The sequence below is a fragment of the Amycolatopsis sp. cmx-11-32 genome (assembly GCF_047608695.1).
GTDB lineage: Bacteria > Actinomycetota > Actinomycetes > Mycobacteriales > Pseudonocardiaceae > Amycolatopsis.
Genome location: NZ_JADNQN010000009.1, coordinates 226,137 through 244,775, shown reverse-complemented (window position 1 = coordinate 244,775; position 18,639 = coordinate 226,137). Strand labels below are relative to the sequence as shown.

Genomic DNA, 18,639 nt, shown 5'->3' with positions numbered 1-18,639 from the left:
CCCGTCCGGTTTGCGGCGGTTTCGTCACCCTTGCGTGTGACGTGGGCCCCGTGCGGTTGTGTACCTCCCAGGTCAGGACTAGCTTTTGAACTGACCAGTCAGTTCAAAAGTTTCGTGAGTCACCGACCTGGGAGTTCTTCGTGCGGGTTCAAGCCGACAGGGTGTCCGTCACCGGGCCCCACGGCACGTTGCTGTCACCCACCTCCCTCACCGTTTCGCACGGTGAGCTGGCGATCGTGCACGGCGAGCCGGGAGTCGGCGTGACGGCCTTCGGGCTGGCGCTGGCCGGCAGGCTGAAGCCCGCCACCGGGACGGTGACCGTCGAGGGCGGCGACCCGCGGAAGGTCGTGGCGATCGTCGACTCCCCCGGGGTGAGCGAGCCGGACGACGCGCTGTCGCTGCAGGTGGTCGTCGGGGAGGAACTCGAACTGGCGAAGCGCCCGGCGAACAAGGCCGCCGTCGCGAGCTGGCTGGCCGAGCACGACGCCGCCGCCTTCGCCACCACGCGTTTCGAGAACATCGCGGCGGTGACACGCACCCGGCTGCTCACCGAGCTCGCCGCGGGCCGCGAGGGCGTCGGCGTCCTCGTGCTCGACACCCCGGACAGGCACACCAGCGACGTCGACAGCTGGGCGCGGCTCGCCCGCGAGCATGCCGAGCGCGGCCTCGCCGTCATCGTGCTGACCGCCACCACCCCGGTTTCGGCCCTGCCGGCGAGGCCCGCCCTGTGCGGTGCCCTCGAGCAGCCCGATCCCGTGCGCTGCGCGCCGATCGAGCCGCCCGCCGAGCCGGACGACACCGAAGAGACTGAGAAGACTTCAGGAGACCAGGAATGAACCCCGTCCGGATCGCCGGCAACGAACTGCGCCGGCTGAGCAGCGGCACCCTGCCGAAGCTCGCGTTGGTCGCGCTCGTCCTGGTGCCGCTGCTGTACGCGTCCTTCTACCTCTACGCGAACTACGACCCGTACTCGCGCCTGGACAAGCTCCCCGCGGCGATGTTCACCGTCGACGCCGGCTCGAAGGATTCCGCCGGCGCGGTACGCAACATCGGCCGCGAGGTGACCGACGAACTGGTCAAGTCCGGCACTTTCCAGTGGCACGAGGTCTCCCCCGAAGAAGCCGCCGAAGGCGTCCGCGACGACACCTACTCGTTCGCGATCGGCATCCCGCGCGACTTCTCCGCGGCGCTGCTGTCCTCGGGCAACCTGCAGCCGCAGCAGGCGACCATCACGCTGACCACCAACGACGCCAACAACTACCTCTCCGGCACCATCGCGAAACAGGTGGCCGAACAGGTCCGCAAGACGATCGCGGAGAAGGTCGGCAGCGAGGCCGCGGACAAGTTCCTCATCGGCTTCTCCACCATTTACGGCAAGACCCAAGAAGCCTCGACGGGCGCCGCACAGCTCGCCGACGGCGCGGGCAAGCTCAAATCCGGTCAGCAGCAACTGGCCGACGGCGCGTCCCAGCTCGCCTCCGGCAGCTCGCAGCTGGCCACCGGGCTCGGCACCCTGAAGTCCGGCACCGCTCAACTACCCGCCCAGACGAAGAAACTCGCCGACGGGGCCGGTCAGGTCGCCGACGGGAACCAGAAGGTCGCCGTCGCGGCCTCGCTGGCCGCCACGGCGTCCGGCGACATCCAGGCGAAGCTCGACGGCTACCGCACCCGGCTCGCGCAGGACCTGCGCGAAGCCGGTGTCCCCGAGACCGACGTGCAGGAGATCCTGGGCCGCCTGGACCAGCTCAGGTCGCCGGTGGACGAGGCGAACACGAAGATCCAGGGCGCGAACAGCCAGCTCACCCAGCTCGCCTCCGGTGCCCGCCAGGTGTCCGACGGCGCGCACGAGCTGGCCTCGGCGACACCGCAGCTCACCAGCGGCATCGCGCAGGCCGCCGACGCGTCGGCCAAGATCCGCGACGGCGCCGCGAAGCTGAACGACGGGGAGAAGTCCGCGGTCACCGGGACGAACCAGCTCGCCGATGGCGCGGTGCAGCTTCGCGACGGGCTCGCCGCCGGGCTCAAGGAGATCCCGAACCCGGACGACCCCACCCGCGCGGCCACCGCGAACACCATCGCCGATCCGGTGGCGGTCAACTCCTCCGGTGTCGCTTCGGCCGGAACCTACGGCGCGGGCCTCGCCCCGTTCTTCATCTCCCTCGCCACCTGGATCGGCGCGTTCGTGCTGTTCCTGTTGCTGCGCCCGCTCTCGACCCGCGCGCTGACCGCCGGCGCGTCGCCGTTCAAGGTCGCGCTCGGCGGCTGGCTGCCTTCGGCCCTGCTGGGGATCGCGCAGGTGATCGTGCTGTTCGGCGCGGTGACCTGGCTGGTCGGCATCGACGTCGCGCATCCGCTCGGCGCGATCGGGTTCGCCGTACTGGTGTCGCTCACCTTCACCTCCGTGGTGCACGCGCTCAACGCCTTCTTCGGCGCGGTCGGGAAGTTCCTCGGCCTGGTGCTGCTGGTGTTGCAACTGGTCAGCGGGGGTGGGACGTTCCCGTGGCAGACCATCCCGGACGCGCTCTACCCACTGCATATCGTGCTGCCGATGGGTTATGCGATCGACGGGTTCCGGAACCTGCTCTACAGTGGCGCGTCGATGGAGATCCTCGGTGACATCGGTGTCCTGCTCGCCTACCTCGTCGGCGGCATCCTGGTCTCGACGCTGGCCGCGTGGAAACGGCGCACCTGGACGGTTTCGGCGCTGAAACCCGAGCTGGCGTTGTGACCACCCGGGGTGCGGCGACGAAGCAGAAACTGTTCGAGGCGACCTTGCGGCTGTCGGCCAGCCGCGGCCTCGTCGGGCTGACGGTCGACGACATCGCGGCCGAGGCGAAGGTCGCGAAAGGCACCGTCTACTACAACTTCGGCAGCAAAGACGGTCTTGTCGACGCACTGCTCCGGTACGGGGTCGGTGTGCTCGCGGACCGGCTGCGCGCGGCCACCGGCGACGGCGACCCGATGGACGTCATCGAGTCCCAAGTGGACGGTGCGCTGGAGTTCATCGCCGAATACCCCGGTTTCTCACAGATCCTGGTCAGCGAGATGTGGCGCACACCCGGCACGTGGCACGAGACGCTGACCTTGCTGCGCGAGGAGATCATTTCGATCGTGCGCGAACAACTCCACCGGCTGGACGCCGCCGGGCGGCTGCCCGACGGCGTCCAGATCCAGACGGCCGCGGCCGGGTTGTTCGGCACGATGCTGGTGGTCGCGCTGGACTGGCAGGTGTTCCAACCGAAGCGGACCCGCGCCGACGTCCGGGAATCGGTGCTGGTCCTGATCCGGGGTCTCGGCAAGAGCTGAAGGACGCTTTCCCCGCATCACATGCGGGGAAAGCGACCCTCACCGCGTCTTATGCGGGGAAGGGCCCCTTCAGCTCCCCGGGTCCCGGACCCACTTCAGCTTGACCTCGAAGTTCCCCTCCAGCCCCGTTTTCGCGATCACCGCACCCGCCTGCGCGGTCAGCTTGACGCCGAACTTGAGCTCGACCTCGTCCGGTCCTTTGGCCATCGACCGGAAGGTGTCCAGCGCCGCCGCGGCCGCGTCCTTCACGTTCGCCAGCGCCGCCTCGAAGGAGCCCTTGACGTCCTCGACCAGGTCGTCGCGCCGGGAGACCCGGGAGGTGCCGGGGACGGGGTCGATCTCGACGACCACCGAACCGCCGCCTTCGAGCGGGAACCGCGCCAGATCGTTCACCGATGCTCCTTCACTATCCACATTGGATCTTCAACCACTCGCCGGACTGGATGCTCTTCCGGATGTCGTCGAGCTGTCTCAGCAGGATGTCCAGCCGGTCCCGGTTGCTCAGGTACTCCAGGACGGCACGGTAGAACGCGCCGGTCATCGTCGCGGGCATCAGGTCGGAGGCGTCGAAACACAGTGCCGGTGCCGAGGTGAGCGTGTCCGCGACCTTTCGGCGCACCTGGTCGGTGTAGACGTCGAGCCCGAGATCCCGGTTGGCGGAGAACGCGCTCGCACCCGGGATCGACGGCCAGATCCGCTGTGCCTTCTCCGAAGCGAGGTATTCGATCAGCTTCCGGGCCCGCGGGTTGTCCTGGAACATCCCGGCGAGGTCGGCGGTGACCTCGGAGACGTCGCGCCCCGGGAAAGTGAGGAAGTCGAAATCGGCTCCGAGCTTCGGTGCCGTTCCGTCGGCCCGCTTGGCCTTCTCGTAGCGGCTGACGATGAACGACGGCTGGTGTTCGAGAACGCAGCCCGGTGGGCTGGCGAACATCGACTTTCCCGCGTCGCCGAACTCGGTCAGCAGCGCGGCCGCGGTGCCGCCGCGGATCGCGGCGGATTCGAGCAAGGAACCCCAGTCGAGCCAAGCCTGTTTGACCTCCGGTGACGTCCACTCCAGACTGCCGGACGCCCATCGCCAGTATTTCTCGGGCCCCGCCGAGTGCAGCAGGATGTCCTCGATCCAGTCGGTTCCCGGCCAGCCCGAGGTGGGCGGGGCGCCCATCCCGACGCACCACGGCGTACCGCCCGCGGCTGTCAACGCGGCGGAGTACGTGCGGAGGCCGTCGAACGTCGTCGGGCGGATCCCGGTCAGCCTGGCCGGGTTGTACCAGATCACACTTTTGAGATCGGCCTTCACCGCGACCGTGTGCAGTTTCTGGGTGCCGATCTTCTGCAGAGTGACCCATTGCGGGCTGAAGGACCGCGTGACGGCGGCCGAGAGATCGTCGCCGAGCGGCAGCAGATCACCCGACTTCTGGTACTTCGCCAGCACCCCGGCGTTGGGCAGGACGGCCACGTCCGGCGGCGTGCCGCGCTGGACGTCCGAGGCGAGCACCTGGTCGACGGCACGGGTGCCCTGATAGAGATAGGTGATTCCGGTGTCGGCCTTGAAAGCGTTTAGCACCTGCCGGAACGCGTCCCCTTCGGCCCCGGTCCACGACGCGAGCACGACGACCGGCCCGTCGTCGGCAGGCGCCGAGCAGCCTCCCGCGAGCAGCGACAGCGCCATCATCAAGGCCAGCGACCGTTTCACGGGCGGTACCGGTATTCCTCGACCCTGGCGTGCATTCCGAGCAAGATGAGGCCGCCCGCGAGCAGGGTGCCCACCGGGATCAGGATCTCCCGCCCGCCGGATTCGGCCGCTTCGGAGGCGTCGGCCGCCACGGCCTTGGTACCCGCCGTCGCCACCCTCGTGTTGTCCGTCTCCACGTTGCTGGTCTGTCCTGCCCTCATCCGGAATTCGTCGGCGGTCACTCCGCATCCCTGCTCCTCGTCGCAGTAGTCGCTCAGCAGGTCGGCGAGCCGTCGCTGACCCGCGTCGTCGGCTGCCTGGATCTGCGCGTCCCGGGCGGCGGCGACGCCATCGAGCCGCATCGCCACCGAATCCAGCCGGCCGCGGCTGATCATGGTGAACACCAAGGCCATCCCGATCGTGGCGACCAGCAGAGCCGCCGCGAGCAGCGGGAAATTCACCAGGCGGCGGAAGCGTTTCTTCAGATACAGCTGGGTGAGTACCAGCAGCGCCAGAAGGGCCAGGACCGGAAGAAGCCACAACGGGAGCGTCGCGAGACTCACCCCGGTGGACGACAGCTGCTGGTTCAGCGCCTCACGTTGCCTGCCCTGCAACGTCTCCAGCTCGTCCAGGACACCGCCAGGCGCGTGCAGCAACCGCGAGGCATGCCACAGGTCGGCCGCGCCGAGCACGGGGGCGTCCGGCTGGCGGAAGTGCACGTCGGCCTGCCCGATGGAGCCCGAGTAGGCCGCGACCTGGCCTTCCACCACCTGCAACGCGTTGCCGCCGGTCTCACCCGCCTGGTTGGACTCCGCGATCCGCGCGAGACTCTGGCTCGCCAGCGCCAGCTGATTCGAGTATTCCTGCCCAGGGCCGGCGAGTTTCGCCTCACCGGAGGCGAAACTGGTGACCGCGGCGGCGTCCGCGGCCACCAGCGCGGCCCGCGCGGCGGTCACTTCGAGCACCGCATGCGAAGTCCGGTCGCGGACGGTCTCCGCGGTCCTCTGGACACTGTGGAACGCCCACAGCGATAGCACCAGGACCGCGAAGGTGAGCGCCAGCAGGGCCGTACGGAGCCGGACCAGCCGTACCCGGGTCGCCGTCACGAAGCCGCCTCGCCGAACGCTCTTCTGCAGCCGACGCAGAAGTTCACCCCGGCGGGGGACAGCGCGTGGCAGACGGCACAGGTGACCGGTGGCGCGTCGGCGGGCGCGGCTTCGGGCATCGGCCGATCTTCCGGTGCCGGAGCGATTTCCGAAACCCCCGTGGCGATGACGAGGTGCATGAGGGCGGAGCGTGGCACGTTGTCGCGCAGGCGCACGACGCCCTCCTCCTCGAGGACCTCCAAGACGGCTCTGAGGCGATCGAGCATGTTCTCGTCGCGCAGCGCGGTCGCCAAGGAGAACGCCCTACCCAACTCGCGTTCGGCGGTGGCACGATCGCCTGTCGTACAGGCTTCGCTTCCGGCGGCGAGCGCCTCACTGAGAGCGTTTCGTTCGGCGTACCGGGAAACGAGCGCGTTGACCTTCGTCGGCGGGACAGGGTCGTGTGTCCATTGTCCGGCGATGGCCAGCGCGTCCTCCTCCGTCTTGGCACCGGGAACGGACACGAGTTCCGTCCACGCCAGCTGACGGTCCCGTCCGTGGCTGGGTTCGAGGTCGGGATCGAGGTCGAGGATCAGCTGGTAGTCGCGTGTCTCTTCGCTCGCGAACGAACCGAGCGAGAGCTCCACCTCGCGGACGGCGATCTCCTGGCACCTGTCGGTGAGGTCGTACTCGTCCGGGAACACCTGCTTGACCGACCGCAGCCTGCTGAACGGCATGGTGCCGATACGCAGCCGGACCTCGGGCAGCACCTTCGTCATCGCGCTCTCGACGAGCTGCCGGAAGTCCTCGGCGAGCTTGTCGTCGTCGACGACGGAGTCGACGTTCCCGCGCAGCACCCGGCCGATCAGGGTGAGCTCAGCCGGCTCCCATCCGTCGCCGATTCCCCTGATGTCGCAGACGAACCGGCCCTCGCAGCCGTTCAGCACGCTCAGCAGGTCGGCTCTGGTCTGCGAATCGTTGCGGCCGTCGGTGAGGAGGATCGCGTGGCGGACGGCGTCGGGCACGCCTTCGAAGAGGTCGCGTGCCTTGGCGAGCCAGGCGCCCATGGCGGTGCCGCCGACCGCGGCGAGATGTTCGACCGCGGCACGCGCCTCCGCCCGCGTCCGCTCGGAAGCGGTCACCAGGCCGTTCTCGGCCGGGTAGATCACCTTCGCGATGTCGGTGCCCTGGATGACGGCGAAACGCACACCGTCGGGAAGGACGTCGATGGCCACCGCGGCCGCTCGCCGGGCCTCACCGATCTTGGTGCTGGGGAAGCGCATCGAACTGGAGCAGTCGATCATCAGGACCTCGGCGGCCATCCTGGCGACGGGCGCTTCGCCGCCGCGTGAAACGACACGGACGATCGCGGTCATCGCCCGGTCCCCTTCGGCCAGGAACTTGTTCTGGTGCACTTCGAGGCCAAGACTCGGCTCCCCGCGCATCGTTCCCCCTTTCTTCCCAGCGCTACCGGTCACACCAGGGTTACCGGTCTCACCGAATTGGCGAGGTCGATCAGGACGTCGTGCGTTCCGGGCGTGGGCGCGTGATGGGCGAGCCGCCGGTACGACTTGTCCAGCACCGTGCGAGCGCCCGGCTCAGTGGAACGCAGGATCTCGCCGTCGGTGATCCCGTCCTGCCCGGTGAGCACCCCCGCCAGCGCGGTCTCACGCACGGCCGTCACCAGTCTGTCGAAGGCGTCGCCGTCGAGGTCCAAAGCGGACAGCCGGACCACGGCGTCGTCGAGTTCGGCCGACGACGGGAGATCCCCGGTCCCCGGCATCGGTGCGGACAGCACCCGCACCCCGGCGATCCGGGCGGCCTCGTCGTAGCGCGAGAATTCCGGGACCTGGTCGAGGATCTCGACGGCGGCGGCGCGGTTGCCCCGCAGCAGCCGGACCCGCGCGAGCCCGAACGCCGCGCTGACCTGGGACCGGTCCCGTGCCCACAACGCGTCGTAGTACCGCTCGGCGGCGGCCGCGCCGTTCAGGTGCTCCTCACAGAGGCCGAGCGCGAGTTTCGGCGGCTCCTCACCGGGAATGTCGCGGTACACGGCGTCGAAACTCTCTTTGGCCGCGGCGAAATCGCCGACGCCGAGCGCGAGGAGACCGCGATGCCAGGCCACCCGCCAGTCGTGGGCGGCGCGCTCACCGAGCAGCCGTTCGGCCGCCGCCACCGCCAACGCCGCTTCGACGGTCGCCCCGAGTTCCAACCGCGCCCGGCACCGGCGGAACTCGACCTCGGCCGAACCGGGCACCTTGTCGAGTTTCTTCAGCAGCCGCGCCGCGTCGGGGGCACGGACCGCGCGGAGGAAATTCGTCTGAGCGTCTTCCGGATCTTCACGCGGCAGAGGCAGGCCGACGGCGATCTCCGCGGCGCTCGGCCGGTCGCCGAGCGAGACAGATGTCCCCCGCGTCCAGTGCTCCAGCGGCGGCGCCTGGCCGAGTCCCGCGTCGAGCAGTACCGATCCTTCGGTGAACAACGTCGATCCGACCGGCCGGGATTGCCTGTCCCGCAGGGAAAGAATCTCGCCCAGCACGCCGTCGAGCTGGACCAGCATCTCGCGGGCGGTCGCGAACCGCTGCGCGAACGGAGCGACCGCGCGGTCGAGGACACGGATGAACGATTCGATGCCGAACCGGACCCCGCGCGCGTCGAGTGTGACCGACCAGCCGTCACTGGCCTGGAAGAGTTCCCGCAACGTCACGCCGACGGTGTGGATGTCGGACCGGACGGTGAGCCCGTGTTTCTTCCGTTCTCGCTGGGACACCTGGTAGTGCTCGGTTCCGACGACCGGACTTTCGTCGTCGGCGATCTTCCTGATGGCGCCGAAATCGATGACCTTGATCCGCTTCTCACCGTGGATCACGTTGTCCGGCTTCATGTCGCAGTACAGCAAGCCCTCACCGTGCAGGTAGTCGAGCGCGGTCAGGATCTCGCGGCCGTACGCCACGACATGCTCGACCAGCAACCGTCCCTCGCTGGAATCCAGCCCGGCCCGGCCGCGGTTCTTGATCTCCCTCAGCGAAAGGCCGTCGATGAACTCCATGACGATGTAGCGGGCGCCCTCGTGCTCGACCACGTTGAGGATCCGGACGATGTTCGGATGCTCGAGCGCGATGAGCACCTGGCTTTCGTTCCTCGCGAGCTTGTCGGCGGCGGTGTCGTTCGTGTTGATCAGGCCCTTGAGCGCGACGTGCCTGCCGTCGAGACCGGAATCCGTTGCCAGGTAGACGAAACCCAGGCCACCGCGGGCGACACAGCCGAGCACGTGATAGCGGCCGTCGACCACGTCGTCCGCCGCGAGCTTCGGCGAGAACGAGAAGGGCGTACCGCAGACCGGGCAGAAGCCCTCGACCGGTGCGGGCCTGCCGCCGATCGAGCGGCCGACCGGGGTGCGGGTGCAACCGTGCTTACCGCAGAACCGTTCCTCCTCCGGCACGTGCGGCACGGTCAGCAGACGGCCGGCGACAGCGGGGAGTTCGACGATCGGCAGCGGGACACGGTCGTCCGCGGTCGCGTGGCCCGCCATCTGCTGGGAGCGGGTGAGCAGCGTGCCGGTGGTCCTGGTCGGCGCCTCGTCCGGGCCGAGGATCACCAAGGTCGGCTCGACCGGCCGCACGGGCTCCTCCGGCTCTCCGGGCGCCAGCCCACAGACTTTGCAGAAACCGGTCTTGCCGAGCACACCCGGGCAGCCGGCCCGTCCGCAGGCCATCATCCGTCGATCCGTTTCCGTACGGTGTCCGCGTACTGCTCGACGGCGGCCGCCGCGGCCCCGAGGTCGCACGGTCCTTCGAAGAGCATCCGCCAGGCGGGTGCGTAGGCGGCATCGAGTTCGACGTCTTCGACGAGGCCGCTGTTACGGGCCATCTCGCCGTACGCGTCGAGCCGGGCGCGAAGTTCCGCGCGCCGGGCGAGGTTCTCGTCGAGGAGACGGCGGAGGTCGAGGGCGCGTTCCCCCGCCCTCGCCACGGTCCGCTCACAGGCGGGCAAGTGCCGTTTCACCCACTCGGGTTCGCCGTCCTGCGCCGCCGACCGCAGTTGCGTCAACGCGCCTTTCAGCCGCCGGGCCTTGGCTTCGGTCTCCGGGGCGCCGGTGAATCGGGACGTGTCTCGACGGTTGACCTTCTCCAGCCGGGCGAGTTCGTCCAGCCGGGTCTCCACCAGGGCGAGGCGGCCCTCGATGTCGTCCTCGTCGGCGGTCAGGACATCGGTGCTCGACCGGACCACACTCACCCCCGGTGAGGTCTCCTCACGGAAGGCCAGTGCGAGCCGAAGCCCGAGTTCGTGCGCGCGCTGGGCCAGCGGCACCAGCACCTCGCCGACGAGCTTGTCCGGTTCGGCCGACTCGTCGATCCCGTAGACGACGACGGTCCGGCCGGTGCCGTGACGGCCTGCGGGCGAATCCGTGGCGACGTCGAGCCGTTCGGAGATGCGGCGGCGGACCTCGTCGGCGGTCTTGCCGACCGCGTCGACGGCGAGGACGACGCTGCCCACCGGCGGCACCGTCGGCCCGGACGCGCTCCGCCCCGCGCCGTGTTCCCGGTCGGCGAGGACGATCGCGCGGCGCAACGAGGCCGCGACGGCGGAATCGTCCGCACCCATGATGATCACCCAGACGTCCGACCGGCCGTGCCCGCCGAGCCAGCGGGCGAGTTCGCGGGCGAACAGCACGTCGATCGCGGGCGGTTCCGGGTACTGGAAGAAACTGGGGTCGATCGCCGGGCTTCCCTCGGCCCAGCGGCGCAGTTCCGGCAGGTAACCGAGCATGGTCTCGACCGGGATCATCCAGGAAACGCGGGCGGCCTCGGTCGCGTACCGGGTCGCGACCATGCCGACGACGTGCCCGGTCCTGTCCGAGATCACCGCGGCACCGCTGAACCCGTGGGTGATCGGCTCGGCATCCGGAGTCCGGTGCAACTGGACACGCTCGAGACCGTGCCCGCCGTCGCCGACGACGGTCGCCAGCGACCACATGCCGTCCGAACCGTGCGGGAAGCCGTACGCGCGCACGCGCTGGTTGTCTTCGAGAGCTGTGCGATGGAGCGGGGCACCGATGAGCTGTTCCTCGGGGTCACGCAATCGGAGCAGCGCGATGTCCCCGCCGTCGTCTCCGATGGGCGCCGCCTGCGTGACGACCGTGGCGATTCCGCACTCCACGCCGGGGAGCGCCACGAAATCCACGCTGATTTCGTCTTCGCCTTCGATCACGTGAGCGCAGGTGAGGAGGTGTTCACCGTCGAGCATGGTCCCGGCACCCAGGATCCGCCCACGATGATCACGCAGCCGCACCCGCCAGCGTCTGCGCTCGGAAGTCACCCGGAAGACCCTACCGATCGTGAGTGGTAATGACGGTTCCAACCGTCATTACCACTCACGAGGCCTAATGCGCGGCGTCGTTCCAGGACCGCCCGTATCCGACAGAGACCTCCAGCGGGACGGCCAGCTCGTAGGCCGAGCCCATTCCCTGGCGCACCAAGGCTTCCAGCTGCTCACGCTCGCCGTCGGCGACCTCGAGGACGAGTTCGTCGTGGACCTGCAGCAGCACGCGGCTCTTCAATTTCGCCTCGGTCAGCGCGCGGTGCACATTGAGCATGGCGACCTTGATGATGTCGGCCGCGCTGCCCTGAATGGGAGCGTTGAGCGCCATCCGCTCGGCCATTTCGCGGCGCTGACGATTATCGCTGTTGAGGTCCGGCAGATACCGGCGGCGACCGAAGATCGTTTCGGTGTAACCGACCTTCGCCGCGTCTCCCACGACCGAATGGAGGTAGTCGCGCACGCCGCCGAAACGGGAGAAGTACGCCTCCATCTGTTCCTTGGCGTCTTCGGTCGAGATCCGCAGCTGCTGCGAAAGCCCGTACGCCGAAAGCCCGTACGCCAGGCCGTACGACATCGCCTTGACCCGGAACCGCAGTTCCGGCGTGATCTCCTCCGGCGGCAGTGAGAACGCGCGCGACGCCACGAACGTGTGCAGATCTTCGCCGCTGTTGAAGGCCTGGATAAGCCCCTCGTCCTGCGACAGGTGCGCCATGATCCGCATTTCGATCTGGCTGTAGTCCGCCGTCATCAGCTCGGCGTACCCGTCCCCGACGACGAACGCGTCGCGGATGCGGCGGCCTTCCTCGGTGCGGATCGGGATGTTCTGGAGGTTCGGGTCGACCGAGGAGAGCCGTCCGGTGGCGGCGATCGTCTGCAGCAGCGTGGTGTGGATGCGGCCGTCGTCGGCGATCGACTTGATCAGGCCCTCGACCGTGGTGCGCAGCCGGGTCGCGTCCCGGTGCTCCAGCAGGTGTTGCAGGAACGGGTGCTCGGTCTTCTCGAACAGGCTCTGCAGCGCCTCGGCGTCGGTGGTGTAGCCGGTCTTGGTGCGCTTGGTCTTCGGCATGCCGAGCTCGTCGAACAGGATCACCTGCAGTTGCTTCGGCGAACCGAGGTTGACCTGCTTGCCGATGACCGCGTACGCCTCGTCGGCGGCCTGGGTGACCCGGCTGAGGTAATGCGATTCCAGATCCGTCAGGTGCTCGATGTCGACCGCGATACCCGCCGCTTCGAGGCCGGTGATCACCTGCAGCAGCGGCAGTTCCAGCTCGACGAGCAGCTGGGCGCCGCCGAGTTCCCCGAGCTCCTTGGTCAGCGCGCCCGCCAGTTCGGCGACCGCGCGGGCCCTGACCAGCTCGGCCTGGATCTCCTTCTGCTCCATGTCCTCGGCGCCGCCGCCGTCGAGCAGCGACAGCTGGCCATCGCCGGTGTCGGCCTCCGAGCGCAGCTCGCGGTGCAGATACCGCAGGGCGAGGTCGTCGAGTTCGAAGGTGCGCTGCCCAGGGCGGACCAGGTACGCCGCGAGCGCGGTGTCCATGACGAGCCCGGCGAACGTCCATCCGCGAGCGCGGACGGCGTGCAGCGACACCTTGAGCTCGTGGCCGATTTTCTGGATCTTCTCGTCCGCCAGCCAGGCGGTGAGCGCCTTGTCGTCCTCAACGTCCATCGCGGTGACGTCGACGTACGCGCCTTCGCCGTCCGACGCCGCGAAGGAGATGGCCTTCAGGTCGGAGCGGACCGAGGCACCGGTGGTGCGGAACGCCAGGCCGACCGGCTTGTCCTGCCCGGTGTGCGCCGACAGCCAGGCCGGAAGCGCGCCCGGAGCGAGCTTCGCGCCCTTGACCTCGAAGCCCTCTTCCGCCTCCGGCTCAGCACTCTGCAGGGTCGCGAAGAGACGGTCACGCAGGACACGGAACTCGAGCTCGTCGAACAGCGCGTGCACGGCTTCGCGATCCCAGGGGCGCAACTCGAGGCCGGTCGGGCCTACCTCCAGCTCGACGTCGCGGATCAGCTCGGTGAGCTGGCGGTTCAGCATCACGGCGCCGAGGTGCTCGCGCAGCGCGTCGCCGACCTTGCCCTTGACCTCGTCGACCCTGTCGATCAGCTCGTTGAAGGACCCGAACTGCCTGATCCACTTCGCGGCAGTCTTCTCGCCGACGCCCGGGATGCTGGGCAGGTTGTCCGAGGGGTCGCCACGCAGCGCGGCGAAGTCCGGGTACTGCGCCGGGGTGAGGCCGTACTTCTCCTCGACCGCCTCCGGGGTGAACCGGGTCATCTCGGACACGCCGCGCTTCGGGTACAGCACGGTGACCTGGTCGGTCACCAGCTGGAGCGCGTCACGATCACCCGTACAGATGAGGACGTCGAAACCTTCGGCGGTCGCCTGTGTCGTGAGCGTGGCGATGATGTCGTCGGCTTCGTAGTTCTCCTTGGTCAGCGCGGGGATGCCGAGGACCTTCAGCACGTCCTCGACCAGCCCGACCTGGCCCTTGAACTCGTCCGGTGTGGCACTGCGGTTGGCCTTGTACTCCGCGAAAGTCTCCGAGCGGAACGTCTTACGGGAGAGGTCGAACGCCACGGCGAGGTGACTCGGCGCTTCGTCGCGCAGCAGGTTGATGAGCATCGAGGTGAACCCGAATACCGCGTTCGTCGTCTGCCCGGTCTTCGTCTTGAAGTTCTCCGCGGGCAGCGCGTAGAACGCGCGATACGCCATCGAATGGCCGTCGATCAGCAGCAGTTTGGGCCGCTCGGCCGGTGCGGTGGCAGGTGTGGCGTTGGCAATGGTCGTGTTCTCACTCGGGCTCACGGGAGCGAGTCTAGGGTGAGGGTCTGACAGTTCTACCTGTCGTGTCGTTTGCGGCCTGTCGGCGGAGCTGCTCGGCTCCTCAGCGCAGGAACCCGCCTGGCCGAAGGCCCCGCGATCAGGGGCGGCAGGGCGCCGGTCGGCAGGACGTGAGAAAAACTCGATAACGTGCGCCCTGGCGACGCGAGCGCGGTCGCGGGTTCACGATGTTAAGGAGCTCTGTGTGACCGAACAAGCCCTCGAATCCTTCGCCGGGATCGACCCGGCCTTCGCCGGCCAGCAGCTCAACGACAAACTCGGGCTCGAGATCAGCGAATTCAGTCCCGAACGCGTCGTGGGCAGCATCCCGGTAGAGGGCAACCTCCAGCCCTACGGCCTCCTCCACGGCGGAGCGAACGCCGTCATCGCCGAAGCGCTCGGCTCGATGGTCTGCGCGCTCAACGCCGGCACCGACAAAGCGACGATGGGGCTCGAACTCTCGTGCACCCACCACCGGGCGGTCCGCTCCGGACGGGTGACCGGGGTCGCGACCGCGGTGCACGTCGGACGCGGGACCGTCACCGCGGAGATCGTGCTGACCGACGACCAGGGGCGCCGGTCCTGCACGGCGCGGCTGACCTGCGTGGTGCGGGAACGGCCGCCGGGTACCTGAGCCGCTTCGGCAGTCCGTGAAGGTCTCTTTCGCTACCTCGAGGGTAGGGGTTCCGGCAAAGTCACATTCCTCCGTCGTCGGCGGTAATCCGGACTTGACATCGCTGCCGGCAAGGGCCGAGGGGGGGACACTCAACGTCCCCATTCCTCCGTCGTCGGCCTCGCACAGCGACGAACAACCACCTGACCTGTGAAACCTCGACTTTGCCGAGACCCTGACCTCGAGGGTAGGGAAGGAAGCCTTCACGGCGTCTGGACCGGGCCCCTGGCGTGAACCGAACGGGACTTTCAGGGCAAAATCGCACCGGAAGTCCCGTTCGTCTCGTCCGGGCAGGGAAGGACGGTGCCGCGTGGATCTCGACACGGCTCAGGTGCGGGCGTTCGTCGCGACCGCCGACCACGGTCATTTCGGCCGCGCGGCGGACTCCCTGTTCCTGACGCAACAAGCACTGTCGAAGCGGATCCGGAAACTCGAGGACGCCCTGTCGGTCCAGCTCTTCCGGCGCACCAACCGCCTCGTCGAGCTGACCCCCGACGGTGACCGCTTCCTTCCGCACGCGCGCGAGCTGATCCGCGCAGCGGACGCCGCCGTCGCCGCGATGGGCCTGCGGGACCGCCCGCCCCGGCTCGACGTCGTCGACCCGCGCCTCTCCCCCATGTACATGCTGCGGCGCATCGCCCGGCGCGACCCCGCACTCGCCGTCGAACGCGTCGCCGGGCGCGGGCTGGCCAACGCCCTCGACCCGCTGGTCCGCGGCGAGATCGACCTCGCGTTCGGCCGCGTCGCGGACCTCGGCCGCGAGGTGCCCGCGGAGCTCGAACACCGGCTCGTCCGGCTCGAACCACTGGTCGCTCTGCTCGCCCCCGAACATCCGCTGGCGGGCAACGACGTGCTCGCGCTGTCCGACCTCAGGAACGAAGGTATCTGGATCCCGCAATTGGGCGGCCCGGTTGAATGGCTTTCTTATTTGCAACGCCTATGCAAAGAATTCGACGTTCCGATCGACGATTCCGGCGTCAGCTACGACCTCCGGCATACGCTGGAACAAACCCGTTACGGGAAACAGCGGGTCACCCTCGCCGGCGCCGATATGGACCTCGCCGCCGATCTCAACCTGCGAGTCCTGCCCTTCGAGCCCTCGCCGCTGTTCCCGTGGTCCGTGGTGTGGCGGCGCGGCGAAGGCCCGGCCCTGCGGCGCCTGCTGGCACTCGCGGGCCGGACCAGCCACGAAGAAGGTTGGTGCTCCTACGATCCCGAGCGATCCTGGCTGCCGGACGACGACCTCAGACAGCTAGGTGCCGGGCGAACCAGCGCGTGAGTTCGGCGTCGACCAGCTTCGCGTGTTCCGTCTGCGGAGCCGGTTCGAGACCCGGCGCCTCGGCGAATTCGTGCGCCATCCCCGGAATGGTGACGAGTTCGGATCGCTGCTCCCCCAGCACCTTGTGCAACGCTTCGGCGGGCTCGGTGATCGAGACGTCGTCCTCCCCGCCGATGACGAGCAGCACCGGCGCGGTCAACTCCGCCGCCCGCCGCACGTAGTCGTACTCGTTCGCGACCGCGCGGGACCGGTTCGACCAGTGGTAGGTGACGTCGTAGACCCGCTCGTTCGCGGCGATCACCGGCGCCAGCTGGGTCACCGGGTTCACCAGCGCGGCCGCCGCCACCGGGATCTCGGCGTGGGTCAGCATCTGCAGCGCGACCCCGCCGCCCTGCGAACCGCCGACCAGTCCGATCGGACCGTCCTCAATGGACAGCCGCGAGCGCAGCTCCGCCACGGCCGCCGGGAACTCCGCCTCGACCTGCCTGGTGAGCGGCTCGACGACGTTGAGCACGTTGTCCTCGCTCGCGAGGCGGAAGAAGCCCTCGAAACCGCCTTCCGGGAAGCGCTTCCCGGTCAGCGGCAACCCGAGGTGCACCCGCCACGCGTGCAGCTCCCGCATCGGCAGCGCCGCCGCCATGGCCGCCTCGCTGAACGGCGCGCCCAGCAGATGCCAGGTGAGCACCAGCGGCGCCGGGCGCTCCTTGTCCGAAGGCGGCAATGCCACGAACGGGACCCCCGCCGCCACGCCTTCGATCGCTCCGCTCAGTTCGACACTCATCGTCATTTTCTCCCAGTTCTTACTCGGTGTTTCCTGCTCTGGGAACAGCTAACCGTGAGGTCGGGGCAGTGATCCAACAGCCGTTCGGGCCTCGACGACAACCATCGGTTGTCAAGGCGGAAGAGAAGAGCGGGCAAGCTTGACGCCCTTTGGGGCAACATCGCTACGGCGAACGGACGCCCTCGAAGGTAGTGACAAAGCGCGAGATACGCGGCCGAAACATGATTCTAACCCACGAGCATGATCGACGTGGTAACGGTGAATCCCCAGCGTGACCAGCGAAGACCTGTCAATCGGCAACATTCGCCTTTTCGTGCAATTCGTGCTGGTTTCGACCGTCACGATGTGGACACAGAGTGATGGGCGTCTGTGCAGATCATGGCGTATGGGGATATCTTCCTGCCCTAACCTAGCCCCTGTGTCGGGGGCAACGCCTACCGGCGGCTGGTTGGTCATGGGAGGTAGTCGGTGTCAGGAGTGCGTTTTGGACGGGTATTCGCCGTCGCGGCGGCTGCGTCGCTTGCGCTGGCAGGCTGCGCTGGCGGCAGCAACTCGTCCGGCAGCGGTGACAGCAGCACGCTGAAGATCGGGTTCATGGGTGACCTCACCGGTGAGAACTCCGGGATCGTCATCCCGCCCCGCAACGGCGCGAAGCTCGCTATCGACGAGTACAACAAGACGAATCCGGCGACGAAGCTGGAGCTCAAGGAGTATGACAGCCAGGGCAAGCCCGAGCAGGCGACGTCGCTGATCGCGACCGCCGTCGGCCAGGACAAGATCACCGCGCTGATCGGCCCGGCCTTCTCCGGTGAGTCGAAGGCCATCGGCGGTCAGCTGGAACAGAGCAAGATCCCCAGTGTCTCGCCGTCGGCCACCAACGCGGGCCTCGCCTCGAACGGCTGGAAGTACTGGCACCGCGTCGTCGCGAGCGACGCCAGCCAGGGCCCGGCGATCGCCAACTTCCTCATCACGGCGAAGTCGCCCAAGAAGGCCTACGTCATCTCGGACGACCAGGAATACAGTGTCGGCCTGGCTGACAATTTCGAGAAGACCCTGAAGGAAAAGAACGTCCCGACCGAGCGCGACAAGTTCGCCAAGGACGCGTCGGACTATTCCTCGACCGTGCAGAAGGTCAAGGCGGCGAACCCGGACATCATCCTCTTCGGTGGCTACTACGCCCAGGGTGGCCGTCTGCTCAAGCAGCTGCGTGACGGCAGTGTGACCGCCACCTTCGCCACCGGTGACGGTTCGCTCGACGCTCAGCTGGTCAGCGGTGCGGGTGCCACGGCCGCCGAGAAGGCCGTCGTCGGCTGCCCCTGCAACATCCCGGACCCCGGCTCCAGCGACGAGTTCAGCACCAAGTACAAGGCCGCGTACAACACCGACCCGGCGATCTACTCGAGCGAGGGCTACGACGCCGCGACCGCCATCATCAACGCGGTCAAGGCGGGCAACACCACCTCGGAGAAGATCAATGAGGCCCTCAAGACGATCGACTTCAAGGGTGCCTCGAAGCAGGTCAAGTTCAAGGAGAACGGCGAACCGTCGACGGACGCGATCAACATCTACCAGGTCACCGGTGGCGTCCTCAAGAACCTCGGCATCTCGACCGAAGCCAAGCTCAACGGCTGACGGAGCAGGTAGGAACACCTAACGGAAGCGGGGGCGCTGTGCGTGCACAGCACCCCCGCTTCCCGCAA

Annotated in this window: 14 protein-coding genes; 6 read left to right on the top strand and 8 right to left on the bottom strand. The window is 68.2% G+C overall.

The features are described 5' to 3' along the window. Positions 1–140 precede the first annotated feature (140 nt). Genes ACM6LR_RS26510 through ACM6LR_RS26500 form a run of 3 tightly spaced genes read left to right on the top strand, consistent with a single transcriptional unit; the run spans position 141 to position 3,306 of the window. The gene (locus ACM6LR_RS26510; protein WP_414944726.1) at positions 141–836 is read left to right on the top strand and encodes an ABC transporter ATP-binding protein; all 696 of its coding nucleotides are present in this window, start codon (positions 141–143) and stop codon (positions 834–836) included. Next, on the top strand, positions 833–2,728 hold the full coding sequence (locus ACM6LR_RS26505) for a YhgE/Pip family protein (RefSeq protein ID WP_414938504.1): 1,896 nt from the start codon (positions 833–835) through the stop codon (positions 2,726–2,728). Before ACM6LR_RS26510 ends, ACM6LR_RS26505 begins: the two co-directional genes overlap by 4 nt. Next, entirely contained in the window at positions 2,725–3,306 is a 582-nt protein-coding gene (locus tag ACM6LR_RS26500) for a TetR/AcrR family transcriptional regulator (RefSeq protein WP_414938503.1), read from the top strand. The genes ACM6LR_RS26505 and ACM6LR_RS26500 overlap by 4 nt, the downstream gene beginning before the upstream one ends. A gap of 69 nt (positions 3,307–3,375) precedes the next feature. On the opposite strand, the gene ACM6LR_RS26495 is transcribed toward ACM6LR_RS26500, so the two are convergent. The 7 genes from ACM6LR_RS26495 to polA form a co-directional block, all read right to left on the bottom strand. Beyond that, positions 3,376–3,699, bottom strand: a complete 324-nt coding sequence (locus ACM6LR_RS26495; RefSeq protein WP_414938502.1) for a CU044_2847 family protein — start codon at positions 3,697–3,699, stop codon at positions 3,376–3,378. Positions 3,700–3,712: 13 nt separating this feature from the next. After that, a complete protein-coding gene (locus ACM6LR_RS26490) occupies positions 3,713–4,999 on the bottom strand; it encodes an ABC transporter substrate-binding protein (protein WP_414944725.1) in 1,287 nt (428 codons plus the stop codon). After that, positions 4,996–6,084 carry a hypothetical protein gene (locus ACM6LR_RS26485; protein ID WP_414944724.1) on the bottom strand — a complete coding sequence of 363 codons (1,089 nt, stop codon included), beginning with the start codon at positions 6,082–6,084 and terminating at the stop codon, positions 4,996–4,998. The genes ACM6LR_RS26490 and ACM6LR_RS26485 overlap by 4 nt, the downstream gene beginning before the upstream one ends. Continuing rightward, positions 6,081–7,508 carry a VWA domain-containing protein gene (locus ACM6LR_RS26480; protein ID WP_414944723.1) on the bottom strand — a complete coding sequence of 476 codons (1,428 nt, stop codon included), beginning with the start codon at positions 7,506–7,508 and terminating at the stop codon, positions 6,081–6,083. The genes ACM6LR_RS26485 and ACM6LR_RS26480 overlap by 4 nt, the downstream gene beginning before the upstream one ends. Positions 7,509–7,537: 29 nt before the next feature. Next, the gene (locus tag ACM6LR_RS26475) at positions 7,538–9,781 is read right to left on the bottom strand and encodes a tetratricopeptide repeat protein (protein ID WP_414944722.1); all 2,244 of its coding nucleotides are present in this window, start codon (positions 9,779–9,781) and stop codon (positions 7,538–7,540) included. Next, a complete protein-coding gene (locus tag ACM6LR_RS26470) occupies positions 9,778–11,382 on the bottom strand; it encodes a S1 family peptidase (protein WP_414938497.1) in 1,605 nt (534 codons plus the stop codon). The genes ACM6LR_RS26475 and ACM6LR_RS26470 overlap by 4 nt, the downstream gene beginning before the upstream one ends. 64 nt (positions 11,383–11,446) lie before the next feature. Continuing rightward, positions 11,447–14,191, bottom strand: coding sequence for a DNA polymerase I (polA, locus tag ACM6LR_RS26465; protein ID WP_414938496.1), 2,745 nt, complete (start codon positions 14,189–14,191; stop codon positions 11,447–11,449). Between the two features lie 220 nt (positions 14,192–14,411). Here polA and ACM6LR_RS26460 point away from each other — a divergent pair, with 220 nt between their 5' ends. Together ACM6LR_RS26460 and ACM6LR_RS26455 are read left to right on the top strand one after the other, a co-directional pair. After that, the gene (locus tag ACM6LR_RS26460; protein WP_414938495.1) at positions 14,412–14,840 is read left to right on the top strand and encodes a PaaI family thioesterase; all 429 of its coding nucleotides are present in this window, start codon (positions 14,412–14,414) and stop codon (positions 14,838–14,840) included. A 349-nt stretch (positions 14,841–15,189) separates the two neighbouring features. Then, positions 15,190–16,158 (top strand): LysR family transcriptional regulator, encoded by a 969-nt coding sequence (locus tag ACM6LR_RS26455; protein ID WP_414938494.1) that lies wholly within the window; start codon positions 15,190–15,192, stop codon positions 16,156–16,158. Here ACM6LR_RS26455 and ACM6LR_RS26450 read toward each other — a convergent pair. Beyond that, a complete protein-coding gene (locus ACM6LR_RS26450) occupies positions 16,124–16,945 on the bottom strand; it encodes an alpha/beta fold hydrolase (RefSeq protein WP_414944720.1) in 822 nt (273 codons plus the stop codon). The two genes, ACM6LR_RS26455 and ACM6LR_RS26450, sit on opposite strands and share 35 nt — an antisense overlap. Before the next feature lie 471 nt (positions 16,946–17,416). Here ACM6LR_RS26450 and ACM6LR_RS26445 point away from each other — a divergent pair, with 471 nt between their 5' ends. Further along, positions 17,417–18,571 carry a branched-chain amino acid ABC transporter substrate-binding protein gene (locus ACM6LR_RS26445; protein ID WP_414938586.1) on the top strand — a complete coding sequence of 385 codons (1,155 nt, stop codon included), beginning with the start codon at positions 17,417–17,419 and terminating at the stop codon, positions 18,569–18,571. The last annotated feature ends 68 nt before the right edge of the window (positions 18,572–18,639 follow it).